A 15,957-nucleotide genomic window follows, 5' to 3' on the forward strand; every position below is an offset into this window, starting at 1 on the left:
TTTGCCCCCGGCCCGAGGGTGGGGGCATTTTCGCCCCCGCCCTGGGGGGCGGGTCGGGGGCGAACCGGATCGCAGGCGATCCGGTGGCTCCTGGGACCATCGGGCGCGGCCCGGCGTGCCGTCGGGCGAACCACGGCTCCAACGGAGGCAACCAATGACCAAATCCCGCCTCTATCTCTACGACACGACGCTCCGCGATGGGCAGCAATCGGCGGGCGTCCAGTTCTCGGTGCCTGAGAAGATCGAGATCGCCAAGGCGCTCGACGCGATCGGCATCGACTATATCGAAGGCGGCTGGCCCGGGGCGAACCCGACCGACAGCGACTTCTTCGAGGCGCGGCCCGAGACGCGGGCGACCTTCACCGCGTTCGGGATGACCAAGCGGGCAGGGCGCTCGGCTGCGAATGACGACGTGCTGGCGGGCGTGATGAACGCGAATACGCCTGCCGTCTGCCTCGTCGGCAAGACGCATGACTACCACGTCACCACCGCGCTCGGGATCACGCTGGAGGAGAACCTCGAGAATATCCGCGCCTCGGTCGCGCATATGGTGGCGCAGGGCCGCGAGGCGCTGTTCGACGCCGAGCATTTCTTCGACGGCTACAAGGCGAACCCGGATTATGCGCTGGAGTGCTGCCGCGCGGCCCATGAGGCGGGCGCGCGCTGGATCGTGCTGTGCGACACCAATGGCGGCACGCTGCCGGGCGAGATCGGCAAGATCGTCGAGGCGGTGATCGCGGCGGGCATTCCCGGCGACCGTCTCGGCATCCATTGCCATGACGATACCGGCAACGCCGTGGCGGGCAGCCTCGCGGCGGTTGAGGCCGGTGCGCGCCAAATTCAGGGCACGCTCAACGGTCTCGGCGAGCGCTGCGGCAACGCGAACCTGATCACGCTGATCCCGACGCTTCTGCTGAAAGAACCCTACGCCTCGACGCTCGACACCGGGATCGCGCCCGAAAGCCTGCGCGACATCACCAAGCTCTCGCGCAAGCTCGACGATATCCTGAACCGGGTGCCGCTGCGCTCCGCGCCCTATGTCGGCGCCTCGGCCTTCACCCACAAGGCGGGGCTGCATGCCTCGGCGATCCTCAAGAATCCAGACACTTACGAGCATATCGACCCCGAGCTGGTCGGTAATGCGCGCCTCATCCCGATGTCCAATCAGGCGGGCCAGTCGAACCTGCGCGCGCGGCTCAAGGGCATGGGGATCGAGGTCGCGAAAGACGATCCGCGCCTCGCCCGCATCCTCGATCTGATCAAGGAGCGCGAGGATCAGGGCTATGCCTACGACGGCGCACAGGCGAGTTTCGAACTGCTCGCGCGCGCCGAACTCGGGCAGTTGCCGAAGTTCTTCGAGGTGAAGCGCTACAAGGTCACGGTGGAGCGCCGCAAGAACCGTTACGACAAGATGGTCTCGATTTCGGAAGCCGTCGTGGTGGTGAAAGTCGGCGGGAAGAAGATGCTCTCGGTCTCGGAAAGCATGGACGAGCAGGGCCATGACCGCGGCCCGGTGAACGCGCTCTCGAAAGCGCTGTCGAAGGATCTCGGCCCCTATCAAAGCCTGATCGACGACATGAAACTGGTCGATTTCCGCGTCCGCATCACCCAAGGCGGCACCGAGGCTGTCACCCGCGTCATCATCGATAGCGAAGACGGCGCGGGCCAGCGCTGGTCGACCGTGGGCGTGTCGCCGAACATAGTCGATGCGAGTTTCGAGGCGCTGCTCGACGCGATGATCTGGAAGCTGATGCGCGACGGGGCGAAACCGGCATGAGCGATCTGGCCGCGTCCCTTCAAGCGGCGGCCGAGGCCGTGCGGCAGGGCGATCCCGATCGGTTCGCCGCCACCATGGCCGCGCCCGCCGATCTGCGCGACCGTCTCTGGCCGCTCTACGCCGCCAATCTCGAGATCGCGCGCGCGCCCTGGGCGTCGTCAGAGCCGATGGTCGCCGAGATGCGCCTGCAATGGTGGGTCGATGCGCTGGAGGCTCTGTCCGAGGGCCGCGAACCGCCGCATGAGATCGGGCCGGCGCTTGTCTCGGTGGCACAGCCCGCGCGCCATCTGATTGCAGCGGCGGAGGCCCGCCGTTCCGATTGCTGGCCCGATCCTTTCGACGATATTTCAAGCCTTTGGGCCTATCTCGATCAGACCTCCGGCGCGCTTTACTGGGCCGCCGCCGAGACACTCGGCGCGCCCGAAGACGCGGAAATCACCGTGCGCAGTTTTGGCGCAGGCGCCGGCCTCGCGGCGCTCCTGCAAGCATGGCCCGATCTCGTCGCGCGGGGCCGTCCACCGCTTGCCGCGCCAGACAGCGCAACGCTGCATCAGCTCGCGGCGGAGGGCCAAGCGCGGCTGGAACCCGCCCGCAAGCTGCGTCTGGGGCCGGCGAAGGCAGCACTTCTACCGGGATGGCAGGCTAGGGCACTCCTCGCGCGCGCGCGCGCCATAGAAGACCCGCTGGCACCGGGTGCGCTGGCGCTGTCGGAATTCCGCCGCAGATCGGGACTTTTGCGCGCCGCGCTGCTTGGCGTCTGAGCCCCCCTAAGGCGCAGCGTGCGGGAAATTTCCGGAAATTAGAGGAATCTTCAACTCTTCGCCTGATGGTGATCGCGATTGCCCCGATAGGTCGGGTCGTTGTCGCAGTTCGCCGGAGGACGTTGATGCGCTTTTTCGACAATCTCAAACTTGGCTTGAAATTACCGCTGATGCTGGTGGCGATCGCGATGGTCGCCCTGACGATCATGGGGATTTCGGCCTATTGCACCGCCCACGGATTGCTGGAAAGCGAAGGGACGCAGCGGCTCACACGAACGCTGGCCGCACGCGTCGCCATCGCGGAGAACTGGGCGCAGACATTCGCCTCCAACACCCGCACGATCGCCGCCAATCCCGACACGGCGCGGGCGCTTTACGATTTCACCAAAAGCCTCAACCGGCTCGATCCTCCCGCCATCGAAAGTTTGAGAACCGGGGCCGCAGAGGCCGGGGCGTCCAAGGGAGAGATGAGCGGCACCCTCCGGGACTACCACCTGCTATTGGATCGCTATGGTCCCTCTATTGATCAAATACTGGCAGAGAATGGCCTGAACGATCTCTATCTGATCGATCGCGACGGTCGCATTGTTTATGCCGCGCGTGATCATAGCGCGATTGGTCACGCGCTTGCGGATGAACCGGCGGGGCTGATCGAGGCCGCGACCGCTGCGCTGGATTGGTTGAGCGCGCCGGCGGGAATGGTGGCGGCCGATACCGTCGCCGTTTCGCCCCCGCATTTAGAGGATGGCAAGGGTCGGCTCTTCGCAGCACGCCCCGTGCGAAGCGGAAATGGTCTGAAACTCGGTGCTGTGGTCTTGCGAAAGCCAATGACCGAACTCGGGGCGATCATGGCCAACCCGCGCGGCATCGGCGAGACCGGCGAAGGTTTCCTGATCGACGCGGAAGGGAGGTTGATGAGCGATCTGCGCTTTCCGGGCAGCGCTCCAAAACCGGGGGAGGTTTTGCCTGCGGCTACCGTGAGTGCTGTGGAACAGGCGCAGGAAGAGGTGCTGTCTTTGCAGGGGCATCCGGCGATCGAGAGAACCCAGAAGGTCACTCTTTTCGATCAACCCTATTGGGCAGTCGTCGAGCAGGACCGTGCAGAGCTGTTCGGTCCTGCCACGTCGCTCGCCCGTGCGATGCTTTTCAATGCGTCCTGGCTCGTCCTTCTGCTTGCGGCGCTTTCTGCCTGGATGGCGCGATCCGTCTCCAACCCTCTCAAGCAATTGGAAAAATCCATTCGTGAGATCAGCGGAGGCAACTATACCGGTGATATCGTACAGACCCGCCGCGGCGACGAGGTCGGCGCGATCGCCTCCGCGCTGAGCCATCTGCGCGACGATCTCGAACGCGCCGAGGGGGTTCAGCGTGAAGCCACGCAACAAGGGGCGGCTTATGCCAACGCATCGGCCGCTCTCATGATCGTCGACCAAAACTTCCGCATCACGCATGTCAATCGCGCGCTCGTTGATCTTGTCGCATCGCGGCTCGACGAGTTTCGTAGCGTCAGCCCCGACCTCGATCCCGAAGACCTGGTGGGCCGTTCGATGGACGATTTTCACGCGAAACAAAGCCATGCCCGTGCGTTGCTCGACGATCGCAGCAACTTGCCCCTCCAAGTCGACATCAAAGTGGGTGACGGCCGTTTTGGGGTCGACATCACCGATTTCGTCGATGCGGAGGGCAATCAGGCCGGTTTTGTGGTCGAATGGCGCGACGTGACAGAGCGTCGAATGAAAGATGCGCTCATTGCCGCAATCGATCGCGGCCAGCTCGTTTGCGAAGCCAACCCTGCGGGCGTCGTGAGCCGGATGAACGCAAATTTCCAAGCGCTCCTTGGTCCGCAGGCGCAAAGCCTGACAGGACAATCGCTCAAGGAATGGCTGAGCCCGGTAGATGGCAGTGATCCTTGGCCCGCGATTGCCGCGGGTGAGCCGGTGACCGCTCGATTTTCGATGAGCGACCCGCAGGGCAATAGCTATTTGCTTGATGGTGCGCTCAATCCGATCTCGGACAAAGCGGGCCGCCTGATGAAGATCGTGCTCATGGCGAACGACGTGACCGCCGCAGAAGCTGCGCTCGCTACAGCACAAAACCGTAACCTCGCGATGCTCGAGGCGCAGAAATCGGTGGTCGAGGCGCTTCAGGTCGGCCTCGCGGCGCTCTCGCGCGGCGATCTGAGCCTTACGCTGGATATGGAGTTCTCCGGAGAGTACGAAGCGCTCCGAAACGACTTCAATGCGGCGGCAAAAAATCTTGCCGCGGCAATCGAATCCGTGATCGAAAATGCCACCGCGATCGATACGGAGGCCCGCGAAATCGCATCTGCCTCGGATGACCTCAGCCGGAGAACCGAGCAGCAGGCCGCCACGCTCGAAGAGACGGCTGCTGCCCTCGACGAACTCTCGTCTTCCGTCACAACCTCGGCGCAGGGCGTGGCTGAAGCGGATAGGGTAGTCTCCGAAGCCCGCACAAGCGCGGAAACCTCCGGCGAAGTGGTCAAGCAAGCCATTCAGGCGATGAGTGAAATCGAAACCAGCTCGCAGCAGATTTCGAAAATTATCGGCGTGATCGACGAGATCGCCTTCCAGACGAACCTGCTCGCGCTCAATGCCGGCGTCGAAGCCGCGCGTGCAGGCGAGGCCGGGCGTGGCTTCGCCGTCGTGGCGTCGGAAGTACGCGCCCTTGCACAGCGCTCATCGGAAGCCGCTCGCGAAATCGATACTCTGATCACCGCATCAAGTGAACAGGTCACGCGCGGAGTGGGGCTCGTTGGCGAAACTGGCCGCGCGCTCGAAGGCATACTCGGCGCAGTTGTCGACATTTCCGGGCGTGTCTCCGAAATTGCAGGTGGAGCGCGCGAACAGGCTCAGGGGCTCAAGGAGATCAACACCGCAGTCAATCAGCTTGACCAAGTCACGCAACAAAACGCCGCGATGTTCGAAGAAACCACCGCGGCCAGTCACGCTCTGACCACAAATGCGACCTCCCTGCGCGACATTACCGCTCAGTTCAAAGTCGGCAACGAAGTGATCGAGCCTCCCGCGTATGCATGCCCCACGTTACCACAAGGCCAAGAAGAGCCTTGGCCCCAAGAAGAGTCCGTCGAAGAGCTTCCCCGCGTGGTCGGGGAAACCGCATCGCGTAGCACCACATATCGCGCCGAAGATTGGGAAGAGTTTTGAAGTCGCACGAAGGAAACGCGATGCCGAAAGTGGTTCCGCCCCCCAAGAGCGTTCTCATCGTCGATGATTCCGCGACGATGCGTCAACTCATTCGAGCACGCATCACAAAGGAACCGCGCTTGGCTGTGATCGGAGAAGCGGCTGACGCGTTCGACGCGCGTGAAAAAATCAAATCGCTTTTGCCGGATGTAATTACGCTCGATGTCGAGATGCCGCGCATGAACGGGCTCGATTTCCTCGAACGTCTCATGCGGCTGAGGCCGATCCCCGTCGTTATGGTGTCGACCGAAACGCATAAGGGATCCCGCTCCGCAATCGAAGCGCTTGCCCTCGGCGCGATCGACTGCGTTGGAAAACCACGATTTGGTCAACTCGAAAAAAGTTTCGAGTCGCTCCCAGATATTCTACTCGCGGCCGCAAGTGCTCGACTGCCTCAGAAAGCGCGAGATCGAGCTTCGATCATGCCAGCACAAAACTTCCATTGGGGCGGTCAATTCGTACTCATCGGATCCTCGACAGGTGGTGTTGACGCTCTGGAAACGGTCTTGAAGGGCTTTCCCAGTAATTGCCCGCCCACGCTCATTGCACAACATATGCCTGAGCTACCCCCTGAAATTCGGACACTGACATAAGCTACGATTTGCAGTCTGCTGATCTTCGACGAGAAGGAGATCAGAGATGTCGAAACGCAAGCAGCACGCGCCCGAGTTCAAGGCAAAGGTCGCGCTGGAAGCCCTGAAGGGTGAAGAGACAGCGGCCGAACTGGCGAGCCGGTTCGGGGTGCATCCGACGATGATCCATCAATGGAAGCGGGCCCTGCTCGAAGGCGCGTCCGGCGTGTTCGAGCGCGGGGGCCGCAAGAAGCCCGAGATCGACGAGGAGCAGGTGAAGGAGCTCCACGCCAAGATCGGGGAGCTGGCGGTGGCCAACTCTTTTTTGGAACGAAAGCTGAAGCCCTGGGGCGGGAAGTGAGGCGCGGCATGATCGAGCCTCACCACCCGGACCTGTCGATCGGCCAGCAGTGCAAGCTGCTGTCGATCGCGCGCTCGTCTTTCTACTACACCCCCAAGGGCGAGACCGAACAGAACCTCGGCCTGATGCGACGGATCGACGAGCAGTTCCTGGAGACCCCGTTCTTCGGCGTCCGGCAAATGACCTGGCATCTGCGTAACGACGGACACTTGGTGAACGAGAAGCGGATACGGCGACTGATGCGCCTGATGGGGCTGATGCCGATTTACCAGAAGCCCAACACCAGCAGGCCCGCAAAGGGCCACAAGACCTATCCCTACCTGCTGCGAGGTCTGCGAGTGGATCGCCCGAACCAAGTCTGGTGCTCGGATATCACCTACCTGCCCATGAGGCGCGGATTTCTATACCTCGTTGCGATCATGGACTGGCACACGCGAAAGGTCTTGGCCTGGCGGATCTCGAACACGCTGGAGGCCGACTTCTGCGTCGAAGCGCTGAACGAAGCCGTCCACAAGTTCGGCCCGCCCGAGATCATGAATACCGATCAAGGGTCTCAGTTCACGTCCTTCGCCTGGACGGACACGCTGCGTCGATCCGGCGTGCGCATATCGATGGATGGGAAAGGCCGCTTCCTGGACAACATCTTCATCGAGAGGCTGTGGCGCACCCTGAAATACGAGTGCGTCTACCTGCACGCTTGGGAGACAGGATCGGAGACGAAGGCGGCCATCCGGAAATGGATGACCTTCTACAACCACCAGCGCCCTCACTCAGCCCTCGGCGGCAAGCCACCGGCGCTGGTGTATTGGCAGAGAAATGATATCAACCAACCCGGTCAGCAGGTGCAACGAGTAGCTTAATTTACGTCAGATCCTGTCCAAGAGATGGGGAGTAGCTCAGTGCGCGTTGGAGCGCAACAGACAAACGAGCGAGCGCTTCCAACTCACGCCCGACGCGCGCAGTGAGGTCTGAAATCGGAAGTCGGCGTCGTTGTTGATGCATTACAGACGTCCCACAACGGCTTCGATACAGGCTTTTAGTTCGGGCGGGGTAAACGGTTTTTTTATGAAGTTATTCATTCCGAGCCGTCGGCCGGTGTCGACGATTTCACGATCGGCGCGCCCGGTGATCAGGATAAAGCCTAAGCCTTTGGTGCGGGCATTTTTCCGCATGGCTTGAAGGAATTGTAATCCGTCCATTCCCGGCATGTTGTAGTCAGAGATGACAAGGTGGACTGGCTTGGCCTCTAGGCTTTGAAGCGCGCTCTGTCCATCAGTTGCATATCCGACTTGCCGGATGCCCATCGCGTCGAGCGCTTGCATAATAAGCCCCCGGCTCGTCGACATGTCGTCGACCACGAGGATACGCAATTGGTCTCTCAATGCCATGAAGTGAAATCCTGTCCGGTTAGATTGAGTTCAATTGATAAGTCGTGACGCCGGCGGTGCGGAGCTTCGTGTGTTTTCCGTCGGTTACGCGTTCAGAATGCCCGACAAACAGGAAACCACCCGGCGTGAGCTGCTCCTCGAACCGCTCCCATAGCCGGGCCTGTGCCTCAGGAGCGAAATAGATGACGACATTTCGGCAGAAGATAACGTCAAATTTTCCGCGCATCGGCCAGGGATCATGGAGATTGAGTTCACGAAATTGGACGAGATCGCGGAGTCCCGAGACGACTTGATATTGTTCACCCTGCAGCTCGAAATATCTCTGTCGCAAAATATCCGGCACCGACTCGAGTGCGGCTGCGGGATAGCGTCCCTTCGCACCGGCGGCGATCATGAGAGGATCGATGTCGGAAGCGAGAATGCGCAGATCCAGATTGGCGAAATCAGGTGCGCTTTCGGCAATCGTCATGGCGATCGAATAAGCTTCTTGACCATTCGACGATCCCGCAGACCAAAGTCGAACGCGACTGCCGCGCCGAGCAGCCTCCAGAAGGGAAGGAAGAACGTTTCTGCGCAGGGTTTCGAAGTGATGTTTCTCACGAAAAAAATGGGTCACGTTTGTGGTGAGCGCGGATATCATTTGACGGCGTTCATCGCCACCTGCGTCGGAATTCACCAGCGTGATATAGTCTTTGTACTGCGCGAGCCCCAGGGCCCGGAGTCGCTTTGCAAGGCGGCTTTGCACCATTGAGGTTTTGCCGGGTGCGAGCACGATTCCTGTCGTCTCGTACAAGAGCTGTGCGATCGCTCTGAACTCGGCATCGGTCGGCGTGACTTGCCCAAGGGTGGACGGGTGCGCGCTCATGCGGCCTCGATTGCCTCTTGCGGCAGTACGGACGTGAGGTCGAGTATGCGGATCATCCGGCCTTCGACGATCGTAAGCACAGAGATATAGCGTTGCGAGACGTCGGCATTGAGATCGGGCGGAGATTGCATCTCTGAGCGGGGCAGGGCGAGGATGTCGGAGACGGCATCAACGAGAAGCCCCGCGGTCTGGCCACCAACTTGGACGACAATAATGACGTTCCGGGCATCTCCCGCGACTGGTTCCATCCCGAGGCGGACCGAGAGGTCGACAACGGGCAGGACGGTGCCGCGCAGGTTGATTACGCCGCGGACGAAGGAGGGCGCGTGAGGCAGCGGTGTCGCGCGAGTCCAGCCGCGAATTTCGCGCACGGACATGATGTCCACGCTGTATTCTTCTTCGCCGAGGCGAAAGGAGAGAAGCTCGACTTCAGCGGCATCGTTTTGGGGTGTGGTGTCTTCGGTCATGGCTTATCCTGCGAGTGAAATATCTATGGCGCGGGTGTTGCCCGAGGCGGTTTGAACGAGATCGGCAGGGTCGAGAATAAGCGCGATCTGACCGTCGCCAAGAATCGTCGCGGCAGCGACTCCGGGAATATGGCCATAGGATTGCTGCAATCCCTTGATGACGACCTGGCGCTGCTCGAGAATTGAATCGACCACGAGGGCAGAGCGGGCACCATCTTCCTGAGCGGTGAGCAGAACGACGTCGCCGCTGTAGGATCGCTTCGGTCCGCGATATCCGAGTTCGGCACCGAGATCGAAAAGAGGGACGAAGGCGCCCCGCAGATGGATGACATTCGTCGATGGACCGAGCGCGCGGATGTCTTCGCTCGTGAGCGTCGCGGTTTCGAGGATCGAGGAGAGCGGGACCACGAGGGTTTCGCCAGCGACATTGACGACCATTCCGTCGAGCACGGCAAGAGTCAGCGGCAGGGAAATCGAGAAGCAGCTGCCCTTGCCGGGGTCCGAGGTGATCGAAATCCGACCGCCTAGAGATTGGATCGAGCTTTTCACGACATCCATGCCGACGCCGCGGCCCGAGAGCGCGGAAACCTGGTCTGCGGTAGAAAAACCGGGCAGGAAGAGAAGGTTGTCGATTTCGCTATCGGAAAGCTGGGCATCCGGAGCGATGAGCCCCTTTTCGATGGCTTTTTCAAAGACCTTCTTGCGGTCGATGCCACCACCGTCATCGCTGACTTCGATCACGACGCGGCCGGATCGGTGGTGGGCTGAGAGGGTGACGATTCCTTCGCGTGGTTTGCCAGCGGCTACGCGCATGTCGGGGGATTCGAGGCCATGATCGACGGCGTTGCGGATCATATGGGTGAGCGGGTCGGCGAGGCGCTCGATGACGGTCTTGTCGACCTCGGTGGTTTCACCTTCGGTTTTGAGCCGGACGTCCTTGCCGATCGCGGAAGAAGCTTCGCGCACGATGCGGGCCATCCGCTGGAACAGCGGTTTCACCGGCTGAGCACGGATCATCATCACGCTGTCCTGAATGTCACGGGTCAGCATCATGAAGGCTTCGAGCCCGGTATTCACGGCGGAGTTGGGCGGCAGACCGGCTTCGGCGACAGATTGGGCAAGCATGGCTTGGTTGATCACCAATTCGCCGACGAGGTTCACCAAGCGGTCGATGCGCTCGATATCGACGCGCACGGTGGCGCCGGGCTCTGCAGCGGGAGCGGTGTTGGATGCCGCAGGCTGAGCGGCGGAGGGCTTCGCGGCCTCTGCCTGTTGCTCGGCCGGGGCCGGGTCAGGCGTGCGCGCGGGAGCTTCGGTTGCGATCTTCGCTACATCATCGGCTGGAGGCGGCGCGGGATTGACGGAACCGGGGCCATCCACTGCCGCCGCGGGGTCAATTTTTTCATCTTCGTCAGGGTCACCGGACGGTTCGCTTTCTAATTCGGGCAGCTCCGGGAGGGGCGTTTCAGATGAATCAAGCATCGACGAAATATCGATCTGGCAGACGTCCTCGACGAATTCGAACACCTCCCGAATTTCGCCTTCCGTCACATCCCCCGTGATCTGGACGGTCCAGCAGAGATGGTTCTCCTCCGGGTCGAGCGTATCGAGGGGCGGGACCGCCGATGCATCGGTCGTGATCGAGATCTCCGCGATCTCGGCGAGGGCGCGGAGAAGCTGCAGCGGCTCGTTGCCCGAAGCATAGAGCGCGCCGTCCGGACGGAACTGCAGGGTGAAGCCGGTCGGGGACGCATTCTCTGGCGTGAAATCGAAGTCGAGATCGAGCGCGAGGCCCATCGGCTGGAAATCTGCCGTCTCCACCTCGTCTTCCGCATCAGCCGCATGTGCAGCCCCCCGATCCCCCAAAAGCGCCTCAAGCGCCTGAAGGCACTCCTCGGCGGTCTCGGGTTCGGGAGACCCTTCGCGCGCGGCACGGATTTCGTCTGCAAGCAGATCGGCCGCCTGGAAAAAGAGTTTGACCGCCTCAGGCGTCAGGTCGAGCCTGCCGGCGCGTAGCTCGTCCAGCACGGTTTCGAACCGATGCGCGAAAGCGACCAGCGCATCGAGGCCGAAGGCGCCTGCGCCGCCCTTGATCGAATGGACCGCCCGGAAGACGACATTGATCGTTTCGCCATCGTCAGCGCCCTCGTCGAGGTCGGAGAGCGCGTCTTGCAGGCTTTCGAGCAGTTCTTCACATTCGATGAAGAAGGACGCTTTGATTTCTGCCATCGGGTCGGACATGTCGCGCTCCTTATCCGGCAACCATGTTGAGCGCCTTGACCAGTTTGGTCGGGTCGAAGGGCTTCACGATCCAGCCGGTCGCCCCGGCGGCGCGGGCGCGGGCTTTCAGCTCGGCCGCGGATTCGGTGGTGAGGACGAGGATCGGGGTCGCGCGGTGGCGGTCCTGCCCGCGCACAGCCTCGATGAAGCCGAACCCGTCGAGGCGCGGCATGTTGATGTCGGAGATGATCGCGTCAGGCTCCAGCCCGTCGAGCACCTCCAGCCCGTGCACGCCGTCTTCGGCGAGGTACAGCTCCATCCCGGCATGTTCGAGGGTGAGCTTGAGCATGTCGCGAATGGTGCGACTGTCATCGACCGCGAGGACTTTCAGTGACATGGGGCCTCCGCATCCGGCAGGTGCTGGAGATCCTCACGCGAGAGGCCGAACCGGGTCAGGGCGCTGTCGAACGCCTCCGAACTCGACGCGATCTCGAGGCGGTGACCTGCGATGCGGGCAGTCTTCGCCGCAGAAAGCAGCAGTTGCAGCCCCAGCGCGCCGAAATGGGTCACGCTGGAGGCATCGAGGGCGACATCTTCTGTCGCCACGCATTGCAGCGACGCTTGCAGGGGGCGCACGGTCGCAAGGTCGATCCGGTCGGGCAGGGCAAGCGCGGTCATGGCGCCACCACAAAGTCACGAAGGCAGAGCGTACGCATCGGCAACCTCTTTCAAACACATCCGTGAAAGAGGTCTAAGCCCAAGCCGTTAAAATAGCCTTGACGGAAACGCGCCTATCGCATCATGCGCGAAGAAAGATAGGAGGCGCAGCCCTGAAGCGCTGCGTAGTCGTCCTCGACCACGCTGACCGGGAAGGCGCGCAGGAATTCCGAGAAGCGCCCCTTGGCCTGCATCGCCTCGGCGAAACCGAACTCGTCGAGCCACGGGACGACGCCGCGCGCAGCCCCGCCGATCAGGTAGATGCCGCCGAAGGGCAGGTGGGTCAGCGCCAGATCGCCCACGACCCGGCCCAGCATCTGCACGAAAAGCTGTCCGGCCGCGACGGCTGTCTCTTCGCCACGGGTGATCGCTTCGAGGATCTCCTGGCCCGACGTGGTCGCGTCGTCCTCGCCCCTGAGATAGGCGTAGAGCCGTTCCAGACCGCGCCCCGACACGACATGCTCGACGCTGGCGAAATCGTGTTTCGCATCGAGATAGGTCTTGAGCGCGAAATCAGCCTCGGTCTCGATCGGCAAGGTGGTGTGGCCTGCCTCGGAGGGCGGCACGACGCGCCCGCCGGGCCCCTCATGCACGGGAGCTGCGTTGAAGCCGGTGCCGATGCCGACCACCAGCCGCGCAGAACCCTCCTTCGCAGGCAGGCCGGGCAGGATCGGGTGCACGGCATCGTCGGCGAGGCTTCCCAGCGCATGACCCTGCGCCTGCAGATCGTTGAGCACGAAGACATGATCCGTCCCGGTCAGCCGCGCGATGTTATCGGCGCGGATCACCCAGGCGAGGTTGGTCATTTCGGCCACGTCGTCGCGCACCGGACCGGCAGCGGCCACGCAGGCGCCCGCGATCTCGCCGCAATCCTCGTCGCGGATATACTCCTCGAGAATGTCCTCCAGCGCGCCCCGCCCTTTGTTCGAGAAGCGGCGGATCGTGGCATGGATCAGCTTGCCGTCGCGGGCCATCGCCACGCGTGTATTGGTGCCGCCGATATCGGCCAGCAGGGTGATTTGATCGCTCATCCGCGGCTCCCCAATGCGTCTTTCCATGCCAGATAGGACGCTTTCGGGGTGCGCTGCAAGCTGTCGAAGTCCACATGGACGAGCCCGAAGCGCTTCTCGTATCCCAGGGCCCATTCGTAATTGTCCATCAGCGACCAGCCGATATAGCCCTTCACCGGGACACCCTCGGCAATCGCGCGCTGCACGGCGGCGAGGTGATCTCGGTAATAGGCGATGCGATGCGGGTCTTCGACCTTGCCATCCTCGACCACATCGGGCGCGGCCATGCCGTTCTCGGTAACGTAGAGCGGCAGATCGCCGGTGTAGTCGCGCGCGAGCCGGGTCAGGAACTGATAGAGGCCTTCGGGATAGATCTCCCAGCCCATCGCGGTCTTGGGCAGCGGGCCGTCGACCTCGTGATGCGCAGGCCACGGCCCCTCGGTAGGCGCGATGCGTTTGCAGGTGTAGTAATTGAGGCCGAGCCAGTCGAGTTTCTCGCCGATCAGCGCGAAGTCGTCTTCCCAGTTATGCGGCATGTGCGGGGCGAAGGCCTCCATAACCTCCTCCGGGTAGCGACCCTTGAAGATGCCCTCGACGAAGAAGCGGTTGTAATACGCATCATAGAGATTGGCGGCCGCCGCGGCCTCGGGCGTCTCGTCGGCGGGGATCGGGTATTCGAGATTGCACACCGCGCCGAGGTTCTTCATCCCATGGCCGCGCATCACCCGGATCGACTTGCCGTGGGCGAGCAGAACGTGATGCATCGCATGGGCGGTCGCGCGGATGTCGCGAAGGCCCGGCGCGTGATGGCCGAGGAAATGGCTGAGCCAGCCGACGCACCACGGCTCGTTAATGGGGGCGGCGGACCAGATGCGGTCGCCGAGCCGATCCGCGATCACATGCGTGAAATCGGCGAACCACGAGGCGATGTCGCGATTGCGCCAGCCGCCTTTGTCGGCGAGCGCGGCGGGCAGTTCCCAGTGATAGAGCGTGAGCGCCGGTTTCAACCCGCGCTCCAGCATCCCGTCGACCAGCCGGTCGTAGAAATCCAGCCCCTCACGGTTCACCGGGCCGCGGCCTTCCGGCATGACCCGCGCCCAGGAGGTCGAGAAGCGGTAGATGTCGAACCCCGCATTGGCGATCAGGTCGAGGTCTTCCTCCCAGCGGTGATAGTGGTCGCAGGCGACTGCACCGTTCTCGGCGCGCACGACATTGCCCGGCGTGGCGGCGAAAGTGTCCCAATGGGTCGGGCCCGCACCGCCGAAGGAATGGCCCTCGATCTGATAGGAGGAGGTGGCAACGCCGAACTGGAAATCGGCAGGAAAATCAGCGCGTTTCGGGAGCATCTTCATCCTGTATATAAAATTGGTTTCAACTCGGGCGCAGCGCGCCTCATTGGGTGGGGACCGGACCGGTGGACTGGCCGAGAACCAGAACCGCCTCCATCAATTCGTGGCGCGGGCTGCGGTCGCCGCTCTCGATCTGCTCGATCAGAAGCGCCGCGCAGCGCCGTCCCGCCTCGCGCACCGAGGAGCGCGTCGCGGTGAAGATCGGCTCTTCCGCCGTGCCGTTTTTCAAGTAACCCAGCTCGTCGTCATGGGTCACGATCGAGACGTCGCGTCCCATCACCAGACCTGCCTCTTCGATGCCGCGCCGCGCGCCCATCGCGGAGAGCAGCGAGGCGGTCAGGAAGGCCGTCGGTGGGTTGGGCCATTGCAGCATCTCGCGCGCCGCATCGTGGCCTTGCGCCTCGGTCATCTCGCCCTCGACGATCAGGGTTGGGTCGATGGCTATATCACGCGCCTTGAGCGCAGCCTCATAGCCACGCCGGCGCCTGCGGGCGAAATCCATTTCTCCGATGCCGTTGATCAGCGCGATCCGGCGATGCCCCAGATCGAGCAAGAAATTCGTGGCCCGCTCGAAGGCGCGCTTGTTGTTCACATCGACCCAGCTGAAGGGGGAGTTCGTTCCGCTGACCCGCCCGTGCAGCACATAGGGCAGCCCAAGTGCGTCGAGCATGGCGATGCGGTGATCCTCGACCTTGGGCGCGTGAATCAACACGCCATCCACATTCCCTTTCGAGCGCAGCTCGGCATAGGCGCGGGCCTCGGAATCGTCGGGCACGATGGTCATGACCATATCGTAGCCCGCACGCGCATAGACTTCACCGGCGCCCGCGATGAAATCCGCGAAAACCGGATTCACGATCTCGTGGCGGTCCGAGATCGGGATGATGTGGCCGATTGCCATCGCGCGGCCCGTCGCCAATCGTTTGGCCTGCGTGTTGGGACGATAATTGGCAGCCTCGGCCGCTTCGCACACCCGACGCCGCGTGGCCTCGGAGACTTCCGGGTAGCCGTTGAGCGCGCGACTCACAGTGGTGGGCGACAGCCCCAATTCGAGTGCCAATGTCTTGAGATTCATGAGCCAAACCGCTTTGGATTATCGAGAGACTAGGGTGCGCGTCTATCGGCGTCAATGATGCGGGTGCGGCGGGGCCGATGCTGCGCTGCGGCGTAGCTTTCTGCGTAAGTCATGAGGATATAAAGCGGAATTGATTTTGGCGTGAGCAGGCACAATTGACTTCTTTGCGAG

The 15,957-nt window shown here is 62.3% G+C and carries 14 protein-coding genes; 5 read left to right on the forward strand and 9 right to left on the reverse strand.

Going from position 1 to position 15,957, the window contains the following annotated elements; translation table 11 throughout:
* Positions 1 to 154: 154 nt before the first annotated feature.
* The 5 genes from cimA to AC2TZ7_RS12125 all read left to right on the forward strand — a co-directional run bounded on the left by cimA (position 155) and on the right by AC2TZ7_RS12125 (position 7,555).
* Positions 155 to 1,777 carry a citramalate synthase gene (gene cimA / locus AC2TZ7_RS12105; RefSeq protein WP_489864423.1) on the forward strand — a complete coding sequence of 541 codons (1,623 nt, stop codon included), beginning with the start codon at positions 155 to 157 and terminating at the stop codon, positions 1,775 to 1,777.
* Complete coding sequence (locus AC2TZ7_RS12110) at positions 1,774 to 2,538, forward strand: squalene/phytoene synthase family protein (protein WP_489864424.1); 765 nt, start codon at positions 1,774 to 1,776, stop codon at positions 2,536 to 2,538. Before cimA ends, AC2TZ7_RS12110 begins: the two co-directional genes overlap by 4 nt.
* 125 nt (positions 2,539 to 2,663) lie before the next feature.
* On the forward strand, positions 2,664 to 5,723 hold the full coding sequence (locus tag AC2TZ7_RS12115; protein WP_489864425.1) for a methyl-accepting chemotaxis protein: 3,060 nt from the start codon (positions 2,664 to 2,666) through the stop codon (positions 5,721 to 5,723).
* A gap of 20 nt (positions 5,724 to 5,743) precedes the next feature.
* Positions 5,744 to 6,355 (forward strand): response regulator, encoded by a 612-nt coding sequence (locus tag AC2TZ7_RS12120; RefSeq protein ID WP_489864426.1) that lies wholly within the window; start codon positions 5,744 to 5,746, stop codon positions 6,353 to 6,355.
* Positions 6,356 to 6,401: 46 nt separating this feature from the next.
* Positions 6,402 to 7,555, forward strand: a protein-coding gene (locus AC2TZ7_RS12125) for an IS3 family transposase (protein WP_489864349.1) whose coding sequence is annotated in 2 segments (ribosomal slippage) — positions 6,402 to 6,654 and positions 6,654 to 7,555 — 1,155 coding nt in all. Because the reading frame shifts where the segments join, the coding sequence is not laid out codon by codon here.
* A 141-nt stretch (positions 7,556 to 7,696) separates the two neighbouring features.
* Here AC2TZ7_RS12125 and AC2TZ7_RS12130 read toward each other — a convergent pair.
* From AC2TZ7_RS12130 to AC2TZ7_RS12170, 9 genes are all read right to left on the reverse strand, one after another.
* Complete coding sequence (locus AC2TZ7_RS12130; protein ID WP_489864427.1) at positions 7,697 to 8,083, reverse strand: response regulator; 387 nt, start codon at positions 8,081 to 8,083, stop codon at positions 7,697 to 7,699.
* Between the two features lie 19 nt (positions 8,084 to 8,102).
* The gene (locus AC2TZ7_RS12135) at positions 8,103 to 8,948 is read right to left on the reverse strand and encodes a CheR family methyltransferase (RefSeq protein ID WP_489864428.1); all 846 of its coding nucleotides are present in this window, start codon (positions 8,946 to 8,948) and stop codon (positions 8,103 to 8,105) included.
* On the reverse strand, positions 8,945 to 9,415 hold the full coding sequence (locus tag AC2TZ7_RS12140; RefSeq protein ID WP_489864429.1) for a chemotaxis protein CheW: 471 nt from the start codon (positions 9,413 to 9,415) through the stop codon (positions 8,945 to 8,947). The genes AC2TZ7_RS12135 and AC2TZ7_RS12140 overlap by 4 nt, the downstream gene beginning before the upstream one ends.
* A gap of 3 nt (positions 9,416 to 9,418) precedes the next feature.
* Positions 9,419 to 11,656, reverse strand: coding sequence for a chemotaxis protein CheA (locus tag AC2TZ7_RS12145; RefSeq protein ID WP_489864430.1), 2,238 nt, complete (start codon positions 11,654 to 11,656; stop codon positions 9,419 to 9,421).
* Between the two features lie 10 nt (positions 11,657 to 11,666).
* Positions 11,667 to 12,032: a response regulator gene (locus AC2TZ7_RS12150; RefSeq protein WP_078520611.1), complete on the reverse strand. Its 366-nt coding sequence runs from the start codon at positions 12,030 to 12,032 to the stop codon at positions 11,667 to 11,669.
* Positions 12,023 to 12,313, reverse strand: coding sequence for an STAS domain-containing protein (locus AC2TZ7_RS12155; RefSeq protein WP_489864431.1), 291 nt, complete (start codon positions 12,311 to 12,313; stop codon positions 12,023 to 12,025). Before AC2TZ7_RS12155 ends, AC2TZ7_RS12150 begins: the two co-directional genes overlap by 10 nt.
* Positions 12,314 to 12,426: 113 nt before the next feature.
* Positions 12,427 to 13,383: a glucokinase gene (locus tag AC2TZ7_RS12160; RefSeq protein WP_489864432.1), complete on the reverse strand. Its 957-nt coding sequence runs from the start codon at positions 13,381 to 13,383 to the stop codon at positions 12,427 to 12,429.
* Positions 13,380 to 14,708 carry a GH1 family beta-glucosidase gene (locus tag AC2TZ7_RS12165; protein WP_489864433.1) on the reverse strand — a complete coding sequence of 443 codons (1,329 nt, stop codon included), beginning with the start codon at positions 14,706 to 14,708 and terminating at the stop codon, positions 13,380 to 13,382. The genes AC2TZ7_RS12160 and AC2TZ7_RS12165 overlap by 4 nt, the downstream gene beginning before the upstream one ends.
* A gap of 46 nt (positions 14,709 to 14,754) precedes the next feature.
* Positions 14,755 to 15,786: a LacI family DNA-binding transcriptional regulator gene (locus tag AC2TZ7_RS12170; RefSeq protein WP_489864434.1), complete on the reverse strand. Its 1,032-nt coding sequence runs from the start codon at positions 15,784 to 15,786 to the stop codon at positions 14,755 to 14,757.
* Positions 15,787 to 15,957: the final 171 nt, after the last annotated feature.

This window comes from Thioclava sp. ISO4 (assembly GCF_058105145.1).

Bases quoted from the DNA above. Each gene is read 5' to 3' on its own strand.
- cimA (WP_489864423.1), top strand. From the start codon at position 155: ATGACCAAATCCCGCCTCTATCTCTACGACACGACGCTCCGCGATGGG.
- AC2TZ7_RS12110 (WP_489864424.1), top strand. From the start codon at position 1,774: ATGAGCGATCTGGCCGCGTCCCTTCAAGCGGCGGCCGAGGCCGTGCGG.
- AC2TZ7_RS12115 (WP_489864425.1), top strand. From the start codon at position 2,664: ATGCGCTTTTTCGACAATCTCAAACTTGGCTTGAAATTACCGCTGATG.
- AC2TZ7_RS12120 (WP_489864426.1), top strand. From the start codon at position 5,744: ATGCCGAAAGTGGTTCCGCCCCCCAAGAGCGTTCTCATCGTCGATGAT.
- AC2TZ7_RS12130 (WP_489864427.1), bottom strand. From the start codon at position 8,083: ATGGCATTGAGAGACCAATTGCGTATCCTCGTGGTCGACGACATGTCG.
- AC2TZ7_RS12135 (WP_489864428.1), bottom strand. From the start codon at position 8,948: ATGAGCGCGCACCCGTCCACCCTTGGGCAAGTCACGCCGACCGATGCC.
- AC2TZ7_RS12140 (WP_489864429.1), bottom strand. From the start codon at position 9,415: ATGACCGAAGACACCACACCCCAAAACGATGCCGCTGAAGTCGAGCTT.
- AC2TZ7_RS12145 (WP_489864430.1), bottom strand. From the start codon at position 11,656: ATGTCCGACCCGATGGCAGAAATCAAAGCGTCCTTCTTCATCGAATGT.
- AC2TZ7_RS12150 (WP_078520611.1), bottom strand. From the start codon at position 12,032: ATGTCACTGAAAGTCCTCGCGGTCGATGACAGTCGCACCATTCGCGAC.
- AC2TZ7_RS12155 (WP_489864431.1), bottom strand. From the start codon at position 12,313: ATGACCGCGCTTGCCCTGCCCGACCGGATCGACCTTGCGACCGTGCGC.
- AC2TZ7_RS12160 (WP_489864432.1), bottom strand. From the start codon at position 13,383: ATGAGCGATCAAATCACCCTGCTGGCCGATATCGGCGGCACCAATACA.
- AC2TZ7_RS12165 (WP_489864433.1), bottom strand. From the start codon at position 14,708: ATGCTCCCGAAACGCGCTGATTTTCCTGCCGATTTCCAGTTCGGCGTT.
- AC2TZ7_RS12170 (WP_489864434.1), bottom strand. From the start codon at position 15,786: ATGAATCTCAAGACATTGGCACTCGAATTGGGGCTGTCGCCCACCACT.